The following is a 17,039-nucleotide window of genomic DNA, read 5'->3' as shown; positions in this document are numbered from 1 at the left end:
CTGCTTGGCGACGCGGTCGATTTCGCTGACCAGCTGGGTCACTTCAGCCTGCAGGGCCTTGCGGTCGCTGCTGGAGTTGGTGGCATTGGAGGCCTGCACGGCCAGTTCGCGGATGCGCTGCAGGTTGTTGCCGACTTCGCTCAGCGAACCTTCGGCGACCTGGGCCAGCGAGATGCCGTCGTTGGCGTTGCGGATGGCCACGTCCAGGCCGCGGATCTGGGTGCTGAAACGCTCCGAGATCGCCAGGCCGGCGGCGTCGTCCTTCGCGCTGTTGATGCGCAGGCCGGACGAGAGGCGCTGGATGGTGGTGGCCAGCGAGTTGCCGCTGGTGCTCAGGTTGCGCTGAGCGTTGAGCGACATCGTATTGGTGTTGATTACCTGTGCCATGGGGTCGTCTCCTCTTATTTGGAACCCGTAGGTGAATGGAACGAAGCGCCGCCTGTTTTTTGTTTGGCTGTGTGCTTCGCCGTTGCCAAATGAATAACGGCGCTTTGTCAACAACCTTTAGGCGTGAATTCCGATGAACCGGAAAAAGCCCGCGGGACGCTGTTTTTCCGGGGTTTCACCGGCCTGGAAGGGGGGCGGGCAGGGGTGGCGGGCGCCGCTGGTGGCGCCGGGTGGGGCGGACCTGGGCGCGCGGGTCGTCAATAAACGCGCGCGGCGCACCGGCGGGCGAGGCAGCGGCAGGGTGCTGCGGAAACGAAAAAGGCCGCGATGCAGGGCATCGCGGCCTTCATGGGCGTGTGCGGGAAACGGATCAGCCGATCTTGTTGAACAGCGACATCGACTGCATCTGCGAGAAGATCGTCTGTGCAGCCTGCAGCGCGGTGCTCTGCAACTGGTACTGGCTCAGGGCATCGGCGTAGTCCAGGTCGCGCATCTGTGACAGGGTGGTCTTCAACGTCACACTGTTGGCTTCGCGCATGTCCGCTGCATTGTCCAGCGCCTTGAGCTGCGAGCCGCCGGCAGCACGCGAATCGATCATCCGCTCGGACGCGCGGCCGACGTCGCGCAATGCACTCTGCAGCTGGTTCTGCTGCGCCGCCAGCTGTGCGGTGCTGCCGGTATCGGCGTCGAGTGCGGCGATCAGCTTGTCCATCGTCGCGAAGATGTCGCGGCTGCCGGCCGGCTGCACGTTGAAGGTATCGCCGGGCTCGGCAGCGCCGGTGATCTGCAGGCGCACGCCGTTCACTTCCAGTTCGTCGCCGGGCTTCAGGGAGCCGGTACTGGTCACGTTGCCCGTTGCGTCCAGCACCTCGTACTGGTCGCTGGCGGTGAAGCGCACGCTGAAGGCCTGGCCGTTCCAGCTGTCGCTGCCGTCGCGGGTGATGTTGGTCAGCACGCCCTTGCCGGTGTTGCCTGCGGCGGCGCTGCCGTCGACGAAGCCATCGCCGGTTGGAATGCGCATGAAGATCTCGCTGCCGGGCAGGGCGTCGAGCACGTAGGTGTCCGGCCCCACTTCCACCTGGCGCTGGGTCTGGTCGCCGCGATAGACCACCTTGCCGTCGATCTTGGCGAACGGCGGATCGCCGTCATGGGTGCCACCGAATACATAGCGGCCGGTACCATCGCTGCTGTTGGCCAGCGACAGCAGGCCGTCGCGGATCTGGTTCAGCTCGGTGATCAGGGTCTTCTTGTCCGCGGCGCTCAGCGCCGGATTGCTGGCCTGCAGCGTCAGATCGCTGACGCGGCCCATCAGATCGTTGACCTGGGCCAGTGTGTTCTCCTGCACGCCGAGCCGGTTCTGCACGTTGCCGGCGTTGAGGCCCATCCGCTCGAGGGCCGCCAGGCTGCGGTCCAGGCCCACGGCGGTGCCCGCGGCCACGGGATCGTCCTTGGCGCTGACGATCTTGCTGCCGGTGGCGATCTGCTGCTCCAGGTGATTGAGCTTGGCCTGCTTGGCCAGCATCAGCGTCACCGACTGGTTGAACATCATTCCGGTGGAGATGCGGCTGCTCATCGGCGGACGGCTCCCAGGATGGTCTGGAACATGTTGTCGGCAGTGGAAATCAGCTGCGAGGCGGCCTGATAGGCCTGCTGCAGGCGGAGCATGTTCGCCGCCTCCTCATCCAGGTTGACGCCGGAGATTTCGTCGCGCGCGTCCTGGGCCTTCTCGTTGATCACCAGCTGCGCTTCAAGCGAGTACTCGGCTGAGCGCGCTGCCGCGCCGACCTGGGTGGTCAGCCCGCCCAGTGCGCCGTTCAGGGTGACGGTGCCGCTGCTGAACGCCTTGGCGCTCTCCACCTTGGCCAGCCTTGCCGCGTTGCTGTTGTCCGAAGAGCCGGCCGGGGTCGGGGTGATGTTGAAGGTGTCGCCGGTGCGCGGTGCACCGTCGAGAACGAAACTCCAACCGTTGGCGCTGATGGTCTGGCCCGGGGTGTAGGTCTGCGGTGGGCCACCATCGATGGTGTAGGTGGTGGCGGAAGTGAAGACGATCGCCGCAGGATTGCGCAGGTCCGCATGGCCGGCATCGGTCACGGAGACGCCGCTGAGCTTGCCCGTACCGGTATTGGCGGTGGCGGCGGCGCCCTTCACGGCAGCCGCGGCTGCGATGCGCGAGGGATCGGTGATGGCGATCTCCAGGCTGCCGGCCACGCCGGCAGTGGGCTGCAGCAGGAAGCGGTCGTTGATTGCCGGCGTGCCGCCGACCACCAGCTCGACGCCGTTGATCACCAGCGGATCGGCGGCGGTGCCGGTGCCGGTCAACGGAATGCTGGCGCCGGTGTCGGCGCGGCTCGCCTTCCACTGCGTGCCATCGAACTGCAGGACGACGTTCTGCGCGTCCAGCTTGCCGAGATCGCCGAAGCTGGCACTGATGCTGGCCGTCCCGCTGTTGCCACTGTTGGCCGTCACCCGCGGCGTGCCGATGTTGAAGAAGTCACCGCCGAGCTGGCCGTAGAGATCCACGCCCTGGTGGTGGACCTGGTTGAAGCTGTCGGCCAGGCCGATCGCCAGCTTGCCCAGTTCCGCCTGCGCCGGGGTCAGCACGGTGTCGCGGAACTCCATCAGCCCACCGATCTGGCCGCCGACGGCCTTGGGATCCAGGGTGATGGTGTTGCCCTGCGTTTCCAGTGCCAGCTGCAGGCGCTCGGGCTGGTACGGATCGGCCACGGTGGTGACCCGGGTGGCGGTGGTGCCGACCACCAGTGCGTTGCCGCCGGCGGTGTAGACGTTCATCACGCCGCCGTCCTGGATCACCGCGGTGCCACCGGTATAGCCGATCAGCTGCGAGATCAGCTGGTCGCGGCGATCGAGCAGGTCCGGGGCCGCGCTGGCGATGTTGGTGCCGATGGCGCCGTTGATCTGGGCGATTTCCTGCGCCAGCCGGTTGACCTCGGTCGCTCCGGCGAGCAGGCCGTTGTTGACCTCGCTGTTGAGGTTGTTCAGATGGGTATTGAGCTGCACGAAACGGTTGGCCAGTGCCTTGCCACCGTCCAGCATGCTCTGCCGGTCGGCCGTGCCGGAGGCATTGGAAGACAGGCCGCTGACCGAATCGAAGAAGTTGGACCAGACGCCTGCGACGTTGGTGGCGGCGTCGGAGAACAGGGCGTTGACGCGGTCGGCCATGCCGGACAACTGCTTCAGGCGTGCCAGCTCGCCGCTGCTGTCGAGCAGGCGCGAGATCGCCAGCTGGTCGGCAGTGCGCCGGATGTCGGTGATGCGCGTGCCGTTGCCCACCGTGCCGTAGCCGAAGTTCTGCGGATCGGCCGTGGCGAAATTGACCTTCTGCCGGCTGTAACCCGGCGTGTTGAGGTTGGCCACGTTGTGGCTGGTGGTTGCCAGGGCGCGCTGGAAGGCGAGCAGGGCACCGGTACCGGTGGAAAGTACGCTGGACATGGGGTTCCTCAACGACGGGTGATACCCAGCGCCGCTGTTGCGGTGCTGGCGAAGGTCTGGCCAAGGCGACTGCCGGCATCGGTCACGGCGGCGACGGCACGCTCGATGGTCGGGCCGCCGGCGATCGCGGCGATCTTGGCCGCGTAGCGCGGATCGGTGGCATAGCCGGCCCGCTGCAGGCCCCGGGCGAAGCCCTGCACATCGGTGCCGGCCTGCAGGGCCTGCTGGTAGCGCGGGCTGGTCTTCAGCAGGCGCACGTAATCGGCGAAGCTCTCGGCCGGCGAGGTGTAGGCGCGGAAGCTTGCGGTTTCATTACGGCGCACGCCATCGACGTACTCATGGGTGCCGGCCACCGCACGCTGCCCGTTCCAGCCATTGGCCTTGATGCCGAACAGGTTGTGCGAGGTGCTGCCATCGGCGTGCTTGATCTGGCGCTTGCCCCAGCCGGTTTCCAGTGCGGCCTGCGCAACCAGCGCGCGGGCGTCCACGCCCAGCTCCCTGGCTGCGCTCTGCGCGTGCTGCCAGATGCTGGCGACGAAGCCTTCCGGGGTATGCGCACCCAGCTGGGCAACCGCGTTGCGGGTCGCCAGCGCATCGGTCGTAGTGCCGCTGCCACGGTTGCTGGCAGTGGCGGCCCACTGGTCGTTGCGGGCTGCCCAGTCGGGGCCGTCAAGCCCGGCGATGTACGGATCATCGGTGCCCAGCGACCGGTGCACGCTGCTGCTTTCGCGGCCGGCGATCAGGTCCAGGGCCTGTTCCATCGGCGCGATGGCGGCCGACGCGTCCTGCTGTGCACCTGCGGCCATCTGCTGCAGCATGCGTACGGCCTGGCCGGCGTCCTCCAGCGGCAGCGACGGCGCCGCCTTGGCGGGCGCGTTGAGCTGATAGGCCCGGCTGGCCTTCGCAGCGCCGATGCCGGTATCCAGCGCCGGTCCTTCGGCGGTCGCTCCGGACAGCTGGCGGGTGATCATGGCCGACAGCCCGAGTCCCTTGCCACGGGTCATCGCCTCGGCGATCTTCTGGTCGTACATCTCCCGGAACATCTTGTTCTCACCGGGAAAGAGCGAGTCGCCGAAACTGGCATCGCGCATGCTCTTGACCAGCATCTGCGCGAACTGGCCTTCCAGCTGCCGCGCGACCTTGTCGATCCTGGCCGGGTCGTTCTGCTGCGCCGGATTCAGCTCGAAGGCGGGGGTGATGCGCATGTCAGATCACCTCGAGTTCGGCGCTCAGCGCGCCGGCCTGCTTCAGTGCTTCCAGGATCGCGATGAGGTCGCCCGGCGCGGCGCCGACGGCGTTCACCGCGTGCACGATCTCATCCAGTGTGGTGCCGCCATTGAACTTGAACATGCGGCTGCCATCGTTGGTGGCGGTGATGGTCGACTGCGGGCTGACCACCGTGCTGCCGCCGGCCAGTGCGTTGGGCTGGCTGACGTTGGTGTTCTCCTGGATGGTCACCGTCAACGAACCGTGCGAGATCGCCGCAGGGCCGACGCGGACCTGCTGGCCGATGACCACCGTGCCCGTACGCGAGTTGACCACGACCTTGGCCGGGGCGCTGCCCGGGGTCAGCTCCAGGTTCTCGATGCGGGCAAGCAGGCCGATGCGTGCACCCGGGTCGGTCGGCGCGGCCACCGCCACAGTCACGCCGTCGACGGCACGTGCCGCGCCTTCGCCGAAGGCGTTGTTGAGCGCGGCGACCATCCGCGAGACGGTGGTGAAGTCGTTGTTGTGCAGGTTCAGGGTGATTTCGCCGTTGGCACCGAACACATCCGGCAACGCGCGTTCGACCGTGGCACCGTTGGGAATGCGGCCGACGCTGGGCACGTTCACCGACACCCGCGAGCCATCCTTGCCCTGGGCACCGAAGCCGCCCACGATCAGGTTGCCCTGTGCGATGGCGTAGACCTGGCCATCAGCACCGCGCAGCGGCGCCATCAGCAGCGAGCCGCCACGCAGCGACACCGCGTTGCCGATCGAGGACACGGTGACATCGATGGGCTGCCCTGGCTTGGCGAACGGTGGCAGTTCGGCGTGGATCGCCACGGCGGCGACGTTCTTCAGCTGCGGATTGACGTTGGCCGGCACATTCACGCCCAGCTCGCCCAGCAGGTTCTTCAGGCTCTGCACGGTGAAGGGGGCCTGGCTGGTGCGGTCGCCACTGCCATCCAGGCCGACCACCAGGCCGTAGCCGACCAGCGCGTTGCCGCGCACGCCGCCGACCTGGGCCAGATCCTTGATGCGCTCGGCATTGGCGGGCGCAGCCACTGCCAGCAGCACCAGGCAGCACAGCGATGACAGACGGTGCCAGGAAGAGAAGAAGGTAAGCGTCATGGCCATGCTCAGAACGGCGTCAGGCCGGAGTTGAAGAAGCGGCTCAGCCAGCCCATCGCGTTGGATTGCGCGACCGGACCGCGGCCGCCGTAGACGATGCGGGCCTCGGCCACACGGCTGGAGGGAAGGGTGTTGTCCGGGCTGATGTCACCCGGGCGCACGATGCCCTGCACCTGCACCAGCTCGTCGCCCTGGTTCAGGCGCAGATTCTTCTGTCCCTGCACGACCAGGTTGCCATTGGGCAGGCGCTGGATCACGGTGACCGTGACGCTGCCCTGCAGGCGGTTGCTCTGTGCGCTGTTGCCCTTGCCGGTGAAGTCGCGCGCGCCCTTGGCGCTGGCGCTGAGGATGTCCTTGCCGCCCAGGGTGACCGGCGCACCGAATATCGAGGGCGTCCCCAGGCTCAGATTCGATTCCTTGTTGGTGGCGGTGTTGGCGCTGGTCTGCGCGGTGGTGTTTTCCAGCAGCGTGATGGTCAGCAGGTCGCCGACATCACGCGCGCGGCGGTCCGAGTACAGCTGCAGGGTTGGACCTGCCGCATAGATCGCACCGGCCGTCGGCTCCGCCTGGGGCGGCATGATCGGCTGCAGCGGCGCCATCGCGGGGTAGGGGCGCACGTCGCCGGCAATCACGCAGCCGCCGAGCAGGGCGGCCATCGTGCTGGCGAGGACAGTGCGGGCGAGGGTGGAAATGGGCGACATGGCGTTATCCCGGTTGGGCCGGTCAGATCTTGTTGTTGAGGTAGGCCAGCATGGAGTCGGTGGTCGAGATCGCCTTGGCGTTCATCTCGTAGGCGCGCTGGGTTTCGATCATCGACACCAGCTCCTCCACCACGTTCACGTTGCTGCCTTCGAGCGCACCCTGGACCACGTTGCCGAGCCCGTTCAGGCCCGGGTTGCCGTTCTGCGCCGGCCCCGAGGCGGTGGTTTCCAGGAACAGGTTCTCGCCGCGCGCCTGCAGGCCTGCGGGATTGACGAAGTCGGTCAGGGTCAGCGCACCGATTTCCACCGATGCGGCGTCGTCGGCCATCTTCACGCTGATGGTGCCGTCGCTGCCGATGGTTACCGACTGCGCACCTTCGGGAATCTGGATGCCGGGCTGCACCGGGTAACCGCTGTTGGTGACCAGTTCGCTGTCCTGGTTGATCTTGAACGAGCCGTCGCGGGTGTAGGCGGAGCTGCCATCGGGCAGCTGCACCTCGAAGAAGCCCCGGCCATTGACCATCACGTCCAGCGCGCGGCCGGTCTGCTGCTGGCTGCCCTGCTCGAAGTTCTTGGCGGTGGCCACCACGCGCACGCCCGTGCCCAGCTGCAGGCCGGTCGGCAGCTGGGTCTGCGCCGACGATGCGCCGCCCGGCTGGCGGACCTGCTGGTACAACAGATCCTCGAAGCTGGCGCGGTCCTGCTTGAAGCCGGTGGTGTTGGTGTTGGCGAGGTTGTTGGAAACCACCGACATGCGCATCTGCTGCGCATCCAGTCCGGTTTTCGCGATCCACAATGCCTGGTTCATCTTCGGAGTCCTGTCTGCTGAAACCGGCCGCGTGCTGCGGCCCATGGGGTACGGCGTGCAAGCGGTGTGCCAGTGCCGTTACGCGGCGCCGGCGGAATTCCGTCAGCTGCCCAGTCGCAGCAGGCTGTTGGCGCTGCGTGCGTTGTCATCACCGTGCTTGATCACCTGCACCTGCATTTCGTACTGGCGTTGCAGCTGGATCATCTGCACCAGTGCACCGGCGGCATCGACGTTGCTGCCCTCCAGCTGGCCGCTGTGCACGGTGGGCCCGAGGGCCTGGGCGAACGGCCGCAGCGGATCGGTGTTGCGGAACAGGCCATCAAGACCGCGCTCGAGCCGTTCGTCCGGTGCCTGCACCACCTTGATCCGGCCGATCATGGCCATGGTCTGCGGGCCTTCACCCTGCGGGATGATCGAGATCGTGCCGTCGTTGCCGATCTCCATCGCCTGGTAAGGCGGAATGGCGATCGGGTTGTTGTTGTCATCCAGTACCGCGCGCCCACCGGAAGTCACCAGCTGACCGTTCGGTGTCACCGACAGTGCCGCGCCGCGCGTGTACGCTTCGCTGCCGTCGGTGGACTGCACGGCCAGCCAGGTGCCGGTCTGCAGCGCCAGGTCCAGCGGCTTGCCGGTGATGTGCTGCGCACCGGGCCGGCGGTTGAAGCCGGCGTCGACGTGCAGCGCATCGACCCGCGAGGCAAAGCCCCGGCCCTGGATCGGGAAGGCCTCGGTGTTGGCCAGCGCTTCCTTGAAGCCGGGGGTATCGGAGTTGGCGAGGTTGTGGCTGAGCGTTCCCTGCGCCTGCAGGGAGGCGCGGGCACCGGTCATCGCCACGTAGAGGGCTTTATCCATGCGGGGAGTTCCGTGACAGGGTCAGCGGCTCATCAACGGATGTTGATGACGGTCTGGGTGATCTGGTCCTGGGTGGTGATCATCTGTGCGTTGGCCTGGAAGTTGCGCTGCGCGGTGATCATGTTGACCAGCTGCTCGGTCAGGTCGACAGTGGACGCCTCCAGCGAGCCGGCCTGGATCTTGCCGAGGTTGGAGGTATCGGGCATTCCGGTACGGGCCGTACCCGAATCGAACGTCTCCGCCCACACGTTGTTGCCCTTCTGCTCCAGGCCCTGCGGGTTGTTGAAGGTGGTCAGCGCAACCTGGCCGAGCGGCTTGTCGTCGCCATTGGAGTAGCGTGCGTAGACCACGCCGGTGTCCGACACCGTGATTTCGTTGAGCTTGCCCGCGGCGTAACCGTCCTGCTGGGTGTTGCGCAGGGCGAACTTCTCGCCGTACTGGGTCGAGCCGCTCACGTCCAGGGTCATGTTCAACTCGCCCGCCCCGGTGGTCGGGGTGAACGTGCCGAGGCTGATCCTGCCGTTGGCCGGTGCGGTCAGCTTGCCGCTGTTGTCGAAGGTGACCGGCGTCGGGGTACCTGCGGGTTCGCCGTCCACGAAGTTGTGCACGGTCCACTGGTTGACGCCGGCTTCCTTGACGAAGTACGACACCTGGATGTGGCTCACGCCCAGCGAGTCATACACGGTAATGCCGCCGCTGGAGTGGTTGTAGCTGTTGGAATTGGTGGCATCGAACGGCTGCACCGTCGGTTCCTTGGCGTTGGCCGGCAGGGTGAAACCAACCTTTACATCGCTGGTCTGCCGGGGCGGGCTGTCGGTGGTCAGCAGCTGCAGGTCGATCATGCGACCGGCGTCGAAGTTGGTGCCGTCGGCGTTGGGCGCGAACACCTGCAGGCGCGCGCCCTGCGGGTTGGTCACGTAGCCTGCTGCATCGGTCTGGAAGTTGCCGGCACGCGAGTACACCCGCTGGCCGTTCATGTTCATGGTGAAGAAGCCCTCACCGGAAATCGCCATGTCCAGGCTGCGCCCGGTCTGCTCGTTGTTGCCCTGGATGAACTGCTGGGCCACGTTGGAGACGCGCACGCCCGAGCCGACCGCGTTCTTCGACAGGCCGTAGCTGGTGGCGGCGAACAGGTCGGCGAACTCGGCGCGCGACTGCTTGAAGCCGGTGGTGTTGACGTTGGCGACGTTGTTGGCGGTGACGCTCAGGTCGGAGTTGGCGGCATTGATGCCGGACAGCGAGACATTGAAGCCCATGGGATGCTCCTGGTAGATGCGGGTAGGCGGCTCAGCTGACGCGGAGCACGTAGTCGATCGGGGCCGTGCCCAGGCCCTTGAGGTTCAGGTACAGGCCATCGGAACCGACGGTCACGCTTTCCACCGGTGCCTGCACATAGGTGGACAGCTTGGTGCTCTTGCCAGCGGTATCGACATGGTTGGCGACCACGCTGTACTTGCCCGGCTCCATGCGGTTGCCGGCGGCATCCTTGCCATCCCACTGGAATGCGGTTTCGCCCGCGGCCTTGGCCTCGACGCTGATCGAGGTGACCTTGGCGCCGTTGGCATCGGTGATGTCCACGGTGATGATGCCGGCGCCGGGCGCGGCCACCGTGCCCTCGACGCTGCCTTCGTTCTCCAGCACCAGCTTCTCGGACGGCACCAGCACCTGGTGTCCCACCAGCGCGGCGCCACGCAGCACCTGGTCGCTGGCCATCGACTGCTGGAAGCCCTGCACCGTGGTGTTCAGATCGGTGATGCCCTGCACGGTCGACATCTGCGCCATCTGCGCGACCATCTGCGTGTTGTCCATGGGCTTGAGCGGGTCCTGGTGCTGCAGCTGCTCGGTCATCAGGCGCAGGAAGTCGGCCTGGTCCAGGGTGTTCTTCTTCTTGGTGGCGTTGCTGTTGGGAGCATTCAGGCCCAGTGCGGAGTAGACGTCCTGGCTGGTCTGGTTGTTGACGGCAGTGGTCATGGCGGTATCCGGTACTGCGGGCCTCAGCGGCCCATGGTCAGGGTGGCCAGGGCCAGTTCCTTGGCGGTGGTCAACATCTCCACGCCGGCCTGGTAGTTGCGCGAGGTCGAGATCAGATTGACCATCTGCGCGACAGGATCGACGTCGGGCTGGTAGATGTAACCGTCGGCGTCGGCAAGCGGGTGGCCGGGCTCGTAGCGCTTGATCGGCGCCGCCTCGCTGCGGGTGATTTCCTTCACCTGCACCGAGGTGATGTTCGGGTCGTCCTTGCTCGTGACCGCCTGGAAGACCGGCTCCAGCGGCTTGTAGACGGCCTCGGCCGAGCCGGCAACGGTGTCGGCGTTGGACAGGTTGGAGGCGATGGTGCTCATGCGCACCGACTGCGCCTGCAGCGCGGAGCCGGCGATGTCGAAGATCGGCAGGCTGCTCATGGCTTATTGCCCCGTGATCGCGGTCAGCATGGAACGGACCTTGCTCTCGACGAAGCTGAGCGATGCGCGGTACTCCAGCGCGGCGCGACCGTAGGCGGCGCGCTCTGCATCCGGATCGACGGTATTGCCGTCAAGGCTGGGCTGGACACCCTCGCGCGCGATCTGGAACGGATTCAGGCCGTTGTTGATCGCATAGTGCTGCTCGTGGGTGGTGGCCATCAGGCCGTTGCCATCCTGTCCCTGTGCGCTGCGCAGGGCGGCGTCGAAGTCCAGGTCCTGGGCCTTGTAGCCGGGGGTATCGGCATTGCCGAGATTGCTGGCGATCAGCTTCATCCGCTGTTCGCGCAACGGCATGGCCTGGGCATGTACGCCCAGGTAGTCGGTAATCAGGTTGCGCACGATGCACTCCCACGGGAACGTTGCCCGGGAAGCTGCAAGCGGTGTGCCAAAAGGTCGTGGCGGGGCGGGGCGCCGCTACGCTCGCCGGGCCATGCCCGGCGCGGAACCCCGGCGGCCTCAGGCCGCCATCGCCACCTTGCGCAGGCGGTCCAGCACGAAATCGGCCAGCTCGTGCGGGGAGTACTTGGCGACGAAGGCATTGGCGCCCACGCGCTCGACCATCGCGTTGTTGAATACGCCCGACAGCGAGGTGTGCAGCAGCACGTACAGCCCCGCCAGCCCCGGATGGCGCCGGATTTCCGTCGTCAGCGTGTAGCCGTCCATCGCCGGCATCTCGATATCGGAGATGACCATGGCGTAGCGGTCGGCGGGATTCTCGCCCGAGGCGTGGATCTGCAGCAGGTGGTCCAGCGCCTGCCGGCCATCGGAGAGCAGGGTGGCGCCGACCCCCAGCTGGTCCAGCACGCTGCGGATCTGCTGGCGTGCCACCCGCGAGTCGTCCACCACCAGCACCTGCAGCTGCGGGCCGTCGGCGGGCATGGCCATCTGTGGATCGAGCACGGCCTCGCCCCGGATCTGCGCGATGTCGGCCAGCACGCTTTCCACGTCGATCACCTGGATCAGCTCGCCCTGGAAGCGGGTGACCGCCGTCAGATAGCTCGATTCAGCGCCCAGTTCCGGTGGCGGATGGATGTCCTCCACCGCGATGTTGACGATGCGCTCCACGCCGCTGACCAGGAAGCCCTGAATCGAGCGGTTGAATTCAGTGACGACAAGGTAGCCGGGCGAGGTATCGGCATCCGGCTCGCGCTCGGGATGGCCGATCGCCAGGCCCAGGTCCAGGACCGGCACCGAGCGTCCGCGTACATCGGCCACGCCGGCGAACTGCCCGGGCAGGCCGGGCACCTGGAACAGCTCCGGGCGCCGCAGCACTTCCTGCACCTTGAATACATTGACGCCAAAAAGCTGACGTCCGCCGAGGCGGAACAGCAGCAGCGCCAGTCGGTTGTGGCCGGCCAGGCGGGTCCGCTGGTCGATCCGGTTGAGCAGGTCATGGGACATGGCTGCTGTATCGGCGTGCAGCGGCGGGAACTTGAGGGTCCGATCCAGCGGCGCCGAGTGTGGTGCCGCGCGTCGCACTGGCACGCCGCTTGCACGCGTCCGGGCCAGGTCCCATCGACAGGAGGCGCCATGCGCCCGATCTCCTCCATCCTGGCAGTCGCACTGGCCATTGCCTCGCCCTGGGCAGTGGCCGCCGACTGGCAGCCGGTGGCCAGCATCCGTGCGGCGGCGTTGTCGAGCCTGCCTGCCGGCAGCGAAGGCGAGGCCCAGGTGGCTGACGCGCTGCGTCTTCCCCGGTGCGGGGGAGCGCTGCAGGTGCAGCCGACAGCGAACACCACGGTCGAGGTCAGCTGCCCCGATGCGGGCGGCTGGCGCCTGTTCGTACCGGTGAAGGTGCGGCGCAACCAGACGGTGCTGGTGCTTGCACGCGGCATCGCTGCTGGAGAAACGCTGACGGCTGCCGATATCAGTACCGCCCAACGCGATGCTGCACGCATTGCCGGGGCCGTGCTGGCCGATCCCAATGCAGCGATCGGCCGCATTGCCCGGCGTCCGCTGCAGGCTGGAACGCTGCTGTCGAGCAACGACCTGGTCACCCAGCGTCTCATCAAGCGCGGAGACAGTGTGGCGCTGGTGTCGCGGCGCGGCTCGGTCGAGGTGCGCATCGCGGGCCGGGCGATGGGCGATGCCGGCGAGAACGAACGCATCTCGGTGGAGAACCTGTCCTCGCGGCGCATCGTGCAGGGCACGGTGGATGCCCGTGGTGACGTAATCGTGGCGCGTTGAATTCCCGCAAGATTTCCCTAAAGATCACGGCCCTGCGGCCGTTATCCCTTGTGAACGGCAACTCCAGGACACCCCATGAGCCAGAAAATCGACGGCAACCTGCAGGTCCCCCAGGCACTGCGCAGCGTGACGAACCCGGCCAGCAAGCCCGGCGTCAGCAGCGACTCGCCGGCGCGTCCTGTGGAGGCGGCCGACAGCCTGCGCCTGACCGGCGAGGCCACCAATCTGCAGGCCATCGAACGCGAACTGACCACGGCGCCGGCGATCGACGCCCAGCGCGTGGCCGCCGTGCGCGAATCGCTGCAGAACGGCACCTATACGATCAATCCGGACGCGATCGCTTCGCGCATGCTTGAGCTGGACCAGCAGCTGCACGGATGACCGCGGCGATGAGCGAGCCGTTGCAGCGCCTGGCGCTGGCCCTGGACGTCGAACGCCAGGCCCTGGTCGAGCATGACGTGCACGCATTGATCCGCGCCACCGGCGCCAAGCTGGAGGCGCTGCGTGCGCTGGAAGGCGCACCGCCGGTGGGCGAGGGCGAACAGCTGCAGGAGCTGGCCGAGCGCAATCGCGCCAACGGCGTGCTGCTGTCGCGCAGGCGCCGCGAAGTGAACTGGGCGCTGCGCCAGCTGGGCCGCAGCGAAGAGGCCTCGGCCTACGATGCCAAGGGGCAGGCCCACGCAGTCACCGCTGGCCGTCCTCTGGCGGTGGCCTGACGCAACTTCGCGCGGACCTCCCGGCTCGCAGGCTGTCGCCTGCGGCACGACCGCGTATATTGGGCGCCTGTTCGAATGCCCCTGAGCCGCCGTGTCCGCTGCCAACGTCCTGGTTACCGCCCCCCTTCCACCACAGCCGGTGCTGCAGGCGTTGCTTGAACGCCTGCGCGAGGGCCTGCTGCTGTTCACCGAAGACGGTCAGGTCGCCTTGGCCAATCCGGCCGCGCAGAACCTGCTGGCCAGCGACGAAGGCCTTCTGCCGGCGCCACAGCGCCTGCGTCAGCTGCTGCCGCCGGACGCGCTGGAGCACGCCCGCCAGAACGGTCACTGGAACGGCAGTCTGCCGCTGGGCGAGGGCGTGGTGATCGCGCATCTGTACCATCACGGTCCGCCCGGGCAGGGCCACTACCTGGCACTGTTCCGCCACATCGAGGGCCAGGAAGACTACGAGCGCGAGCTGCAGCAGCGCCATGCCGAACTGCGCCAGGCCTACCTTCGATTGAACGGCACGCAGGAAAAGCTGCTGCAGTCGGAGAAGATGGCGTCCATCGGCCAGCTTGCCGCCGGCGTCGCGCACGAGATCAACAACCCGATCGGCTACGTGCACTCCAATCTCGGCAGCCTGCAGGAGTACCTGCGCAGCCTGTTCACCGTGATCGAGGCCTACGAGCGCGCCCTGCGTGCGCCCGACCCGAAGGCGCTCATCCCGGAGATCGACGACATCCGTGACCGGCTGGACATCGACTTCATCAGCCGCGATCTGCCACAGCTGATGGCCGAATCACGCGAGGGCATCGAGCGGGTGACGCGCATCGTGCGCGACCTCAAGGACTTCTCGTACTCCGGCCGCGATGAGTCGTGGAAGCTGGTCGACCTGCACGCCGGCCTTGAGTCCACCATCAACATCATCTGGAACGAGCTCAAGTACAAGGTCACCCTGGTGCGTGAGTTCGGCCAGCTGCCGCTGGTCGAGTGCCTGCCGTCCGAACTCAACCAGGTCTACATGAACCTGCTGCTCAACGCCGGCCATGCCATCGCCGAGCGTGGCACCATCACCGTGCGTACCGGTGTGGAGGGCGACCATGTCTGGGTCGAGTTCGAGGATACCGGTGGCGGCATCTCGCCCGAACTGCGCCAGCGCATCTTCGACCCGTTCTTCACCACCAAGCCGGTGGGCAGCGGAACCGGCCTGGGCCTGTCGATCTCCTACAGCATCATCAACAAGCATCACGGTCGCATCGATCTGGACAGCACCCCCGGCGTCGGCTCGCGCTTCCGCGTGGTGCTGCCGGTGAAGCAGCCGCGCTGAGCCGCCGCACGGCACAGGTGCACGGTAGCGCCGGGCCATGCCCGGCGGCCTCCATCACCGCAACGGCGGGCGATCCTCGCCACCGTCACCTGCGTCCATCGTCACCGGGCCGGCGTTGCTGCGGCGCTGTTCCTCGTAGGTACGGAAGGCCTGGTGGATGTGCTTGCGCAGCTCGTCGTCGTTCCATGGCTTGGTCAGGAAGCGGTAGATCGCGCCGCGGTTGATCGCGTCGGTCACCGTGTTCAGATCGGTGTAGCCGGACAGCACGAGGCGGATGGTGTCGGGGTACAGCATTTTCACCCGGCCCAGGAACTCGGTGCCGCTCATGTCGCTCATGCGCTGGTCGGACAGGATCACCTGCACATCGTTGATCGCCAGCAGATCGAAGGCGTCGCGCACGTTGCCGGCGGCAAGGATGCGGTAGCCGTCGCGACGGAACAGGCGCACCAGCGAGCGCAGCACGTTCTCTTCATCGTCCAGCAGCAGCAGGGTGCGGTCCGGTCGGGTCTCGGCGAATGCTTCCGGGCGCAGGTAGCGCCGGCGCAGGGTCATGCCCGCGGCATCGGCCGACATCGGTTCGCCGAACAGATAGCCCTGGAACACATCGCAGTCGTTGCGGCGCAGGAAGCCCAGCTGTGCCTGCGATTCCACACCGTTGGCGATCACCGTCATGCCCAGCTGGTGGCCCATGGCGATGATCGCACGGGCGATGGCGGCCTCGCGGTTGCCGGCCGGTGCGCTTTTGATGAAGCTGCGGTCGATCTTCAGCTTGTCCACCGGATAGCGCACCAGCGCGCTCAGGCTGGAGTCGCCGGTGCCGAAGTTGTCCAGGCTCAGGCTGATGCCTTCGTTGCGCAGGTTGGCCAGGGTCTCGTGCACGAAATTGACGTTGTTGGTCAGCGCGCTTTCGTTGATCTCCAGCGTCAGCATCTGCGCCGGCACGCCCGCTGCCTGCAGCAGCGACATCACTTCGGCGAAGAAATTCGGTCGCAGCAGCTGCAGGGTGGAGACATTCACCGCAATGGTGAAGTCGTCGAAACCCTGGTCGCGCCACAGCCGGGCCTGCTTGAGCGCGCCCTCCAGCACCCAGGTACCGATCTGCACGATGATGCCGAGCCGCTCGGCCGTTCGCATGAAGCGCTCCGGTACCAGCATCCCCAGCGTCGGCGACTGCCAGCGCAGCAGGGCTTCCATGCCCACCACATGGCCATCGCGTGCGCTGACCAGGGGCTGGTAGCGCAGCTTCAGCTCGGCATTGGGGATGGCATCGACGATCTGGCGCGCGATGATGCTCTCGCTGTGCGCGCTGGGTGGTGTGTCCACGGCATGGATGCGCACCGCGTTGCCACCCTCGCGGGCGGCCTGGTACAGCGCATCTTCAGCATGATCGAGCAGGCGCGAGGTGCTGCTGGCATGCTCCGGGCACAGGCTGACGCCCAGCTTGCCGGTCATGAACAGGGTATAGGGCAGCACCGACAGCGGCAGTTCCATCTGCTGGCGGATTTCTTCGGCGAAGTCCTCCGGCAGCGGCAGGTCGGCGTCGCGCGGCACGGCGATCAGGAACTCGTCGCTGCCATGGCGCCACAGCTTGCCGCGCCCGCGCAGGTAGGACTGCAGGCGTTGCGCCACCAGTACCAGCGCCTGGTCACCCACTTCCGCGCTCATGTTCTCGTTGACCGACGCGAAGTGGTCGATGTCCACATGCATCAGCATCAACGGCGTGCCACCCGAAGCGGCTTCGGCCACCATCGCCTGCAGCTCGGGATTGCCGGCGCCAAGGCGGTCGGGGGCATCGTCGATGCTGACCAGTGGCAGATTGGGATTCCACATAGG

The 17,039-nt window shown here is 66.8% G+C and carries 17 protein-coding genes and 1 pseudogene; 4 read left to right on the top strand and 14 right to left on the bottom strand.

What is annotated here, in order from left to right; all coding sequences use genetic code 11:
• The 13 genes and pseudogenes from QMZ25_RS12900 to QMZ25_RS12840 all read right to left on the bottom strand — a co-directional run.
• A pseudogene (locus QMZ25_RS12900) lies at positions 1-387 on the bottom strand (flagellin); the annotation flags it as partial.
• Positions 388-757: 370 nt separating this feature from the next.
• Positions 758-1,960 (bottom strand): flagellar hook-associated protein FlgL, encoded by a 1,203-nt coding sequence (gene flgL, locus QMZ25_RS12895; RefSeq protein ID WP_053517905.1) that lies wholly within the window; start codon positions 1,958-1,960, stop codon positions 758-760.
• Positions 1,957-3,837, bottom strand: a complete 1,881-nt coding sequence (gene flgK / locus QMZ25_RS12890; RefSeq protein WP_283219735.1) for a flagellar hook-associated protein FlgK — start codon at positions 3,835-3,837, stop codon at positions 1,957-1,959. Before flgK ends, flgL begins: the two co-directional genes overlap by 4 nt.
• An 8-nt stretch (positions 3,838-3,845) precedes the next feature.
• Positions 3,846-5,042: a flagellar assembly peptidoglycan hydrolase FlgJ gene (gene flgJ / locus QMZ25_RS12885; protein ID WP_180875128.1), complete on the bottom strand. Its 1,197-nt coding sequence runs from the start codon at positions 5,040-5,042 to the stop codon at positions 3,846-3,848.
• A gap of 1 nt (position 5,043) precedes the next feature.
• Positions 5,044-6,177 carry a flagellar basal body P-ring protein FlgI gene (locus QMZ25_RS12880; RefSeq protein ID WP_164152917.1) on the bottom strand — a complete coding sequence of 378 codons (1,134 nt, stop codon included), beginning with the start codon at positions 6,175-6,177 and terminating at the stop codon, positions 5,044-5,046.
• A gap of 2 nt (positions 6,178-6,179) precedes the next feature.
• Positions 6,180-6,872 carry a flagellar basal body L-ring protein FlgH gene (gene flgH, locus QMZ25_RS12875; RefSeq protein WP_074898853.1) on the bottom strand — a complete coding sequence of 231 codons (693 nt, stop codon included), beginning with the start codon at positions 6,870-6,872 and terminating at the stop codon, positions 6,180-6,182.
• 22 nt (positions 6,873-6,894) lie between these two features.
• The gene (flgG, locus tag QMZ25_RS12870; RefSeq protein ID WP_053517910.1) at positions 6,895-7,680 is read right to left on the bottom strand and encodes a flagellar basal-body rod protein FlgG; all 786 of its coding nucleotides are present in this window, start codon (positions 7,678-7,680) and stop codon (positions 6,895-6,897) included.
• Between the two features lie 102 nt (positions 7,681-7,782).
• Complete coding sequence (locus QMZ25_RS12865) at positions 7,783-8,532, bottom strand: flagellar basal body rod protein FlgF (protein WP_283219734.1); 750 nt, start codon at positions 8,530-8,532, stop codon at positions 7,783-7,785.
• 32 nt (positions 8,533-8,564) lie between these two features.
• On the bottom strand, positions 8,565-9,788 hold the full coding sequence (flgE, locus tag QMZ25_RS12860; RefSeq protein ID WP_053517912.1) for a flagellar hook protein FlgE: 1,224 nt from the start codon (positions 9,786-9,788) through the stop codon (positions 8,565-8,567).
• A 31-nt stretch (positions 9,789-9,819) separates the two neighbouring features.
• Positions 9,820-10,503: a flagellar hook capping FlgD N-terminal domain-containing protein gene (locus QMZ25_RS12855; protein WP_053517914.1), complete on the bottom strand. Its 684-nt coding sequence runs from the start codon at positions 10,501-10,503 to the stop codon at positions 9,820-9,822.
• Positions 10,504-10,526: 23 nt separating this feature from the next.
• Positions 10,527-10,934: a flagellar basal body rod protein FlgC gene (gene flgC / locus QMZ25_RS12850; protein ID WP_283219733.1), complete on the bottom strand. Its 408-nt coding sequence runs from the start codon at positions 10,932-10,934 to the stop codon at positions 10,527-10,529.
• A 3-nt stretch (positions 10,935-10,937) separates the two neighbouring features.
• Positions 10,938-11,333 carry a flagellar basal body rod protein FlgB gene (flgB, locus tag QMZ25_RS12845; protein WP_053517917.1) on the bottom strand — a complete coding sequence of 132 codons (396 nt, stop codon included), beginning with the start codon at positions 11,331-11,333 and terminating at the stop codon, positions 10,938-10,940.
• Between the two features lie 117 nt (positions 11,334-11,450).
• Positions 11,451-12,395, bottom strand: coding sequence for a chemotaxis protein (locus QMZ25_RS12840; RefSeq protein WP_053517918.1), 945 nt, complete (start codon positions 12,393-12,395; stop codon positions 11,451-11,453).
• A 129-nt stretch (positions 12,396-12,524) separates the two neighbouring features.
• Between QMZ25_RS12840 and flgA the strand changes: the two genes are divergently transcribed.
• The 4 genes from flgA to QMZ25_RS12820 all read left to right on the top strand — a co-directional run bounded on the left by flgA (position 12,525) and on the right by QMZ25_RS12820 (position 15,206).
• The gene (gene flgA, locus QMZ25_RS12835; RefSeq protein ID WP_065182183.1) at positions 12,525-13,181 is read left to right on the top strand and encodes a flagellar basal body P-ring formation chaperone FlgA; all 657 of its coding nucleotides are present in this window, start codon (positions 12,525-12,527) and stop codon (positions 13,179-13,181) included.
• 75 nt (positions 13,182-13,256) lie between these two features.
• A complete protein-coding gene (flgM, locus tag QMZ25_RS12830; RefSeq protein ID WP_053517921.1) occupies positions 13,257-13,562 on the top strand; it encodes a flagellar biosynthesis anti-sigma factor FlgM in 306 nt (101 codons plus the stop codon).
• Entirely contained in the window at positions 13,559-13,897 is a 339-nt protein-coding gene (locus QMZ25_RS12825) for a flagella protein (RefSeq protein ID WP_053517922.1), read from the top strand. The genes flgM and QMZ25_RS12825 overlap by 4 nt, the downstream gene beginning before the upstream one ends.
• Before the next feature lie 91 nt (positions 13,898-13,988).
• On the top strand, positions 13,989-15,206 hold the full coding sequence (locus QMZ25_RS12820; protein ID WP_065175707.1) for an ATP-binding protein: 1,218 nt from the start codon (positions 13,989-13,991) through the stop codon (positions 15,204-15,206).
• 54 nt (positions 15,207-15,260) lie between these two features.
• Here the strand turns inward: QMZ25_RS12820 and QMZ25_RS12815 are convergent, their stop codons facing one another.
• Positions 15,261-17,036, bottom strand: a complete 1,776-nt coding sequence (locus QMZ25_RS12815; protein ID WP_065182186.1) for an EAL domain-containing protein — start codon at positions 17,034-17,036, stop codon at positions 15,261-15,263.
• Between the last annotated feature and the right edge of the window lie 3 nt (positions 17,037-17,039).

It is taken from the genome of Stenotrophomonas sp. RS-48 (assembly GCF_030053245.1).
GTDB classification, from domain to species: Bacteria; Pseudomonadota; Gammaproteobacteria; order Xanthomonadales; family Xanthomonadaceae; genus Stenotrophomonas; species Stenotrophomonas maltophilia_P.
Note: the sequence above shows the minus strand (reverse complement) of the source record. Positions and strands in the feature narration are given on the sequence as shown.

Excerpts from the sequence above, each read along its gene's own strand:
- flgJ (WP_180875128.1), bottom strand. The coding sequence starts at position 5,042 with ATGCGCATCACCCCCGCCTTCGAGCTGAATCCGGCGCAGCAGAACGAC.
- QMZ25_RS12815 (WP_065182186.1), bottom strand. The coding sequence starts at position 17,036 with ATGTGGAATCCCAATCTGCCACTGGTCAGCATCGACGATGCCCCCGAC.
- flgC (WP_283219733.1), bottom strand. The coding sequence starts at position 10,934 with ATGAGCAGCCTGCCGATCTTCGACATCGCCGGCTCCGCGCTGCAGGCG.
- QMZ25_RS12865 (WP_283219734.1), bottom strand. The coding sequence starts at position 8,532 with ATGGATAAAGCCCTCTACGTGGCGATGACCGGTGCCCGCGCCTCCCTG.
- QMZ25_RS12825 (WP_053517922.1), top strand. The coding sequence starts at position 13,559 with ATGACCGCGGCGATGAGCGAGCCGTTGCAGCGCCTGGCGCTGGCCCTG.
- flgL (WP_053517905.1), bottom strand. The coding sequence starts at position 1,960 with ATGAGCAGCCGCATCTCCACCGGAATGATGTTCAACCAGTCGGTGACG.
- flgE (WP_053517912.1), bottom strand. The coding sequence starts at position 9,788 with ATGGGCTTCAATGTCTCGCTGTCCGGCATCAATGCCGCCAACTCCGAC.
- QMZ25_RS12880 (WP_164152917.1), bottom strand. The coding sequence starts at position 6,177 with ATGGCCATGACGCTTACCTTCTTCTCTTCCTGGCACCGTCTGTCATCG.
- flgH (WP_074898853.1), bottom strand. The coding sequence starts at position 6,872 with ATGTCGCCCATTTCCACCCTCGCCCGCACTGTCCTCGCCAGCACGATG.
- QMZ25_RS12840 (WP_053517918.1), bottom strand. The coding sequence starts at position 12,395 with ATGTCCCATGACCTGCTCAACCGGATCGACCAGCGGACCCGCCTGGCC.
- flgK (WP_283219735.1), bottom strand. The coding sequence starts at position 3,837 with ATGTCCAGCGTACTTTCCACCGGTACCGGTGCCCTGCTCGCCTTCCAG.
- flgM (WP_053517921.1), top strand. The coding sequence starts at position 13,257 with ATGAGCCAGAAAATCGACGGCAACCTGCAGGTCCCCCAGGCACTGCGC.
- flgG (WP_053517910.1), bottom strand. The coding sequence starts at position 7,680 with ATGAACCAGGCATTGTGGATCGCGAAAACCGGACTGGATGCGCAGCAG.
- QMZ25_RS12855 (WP_053517914.1), bottom strand. The coding sequence starts at position 10,503 with ATGACCACTGCCGTCAACAACCAGACCAGCCAGGACGTCTACTCCGCA.
- flgA (WP_065182183.1), top strand. The coding sequence starts at position 12,525 with ATGCGCCCGATCTCCTCCATCCTGGCAGTCGCACTGGCCATTGCCTCG.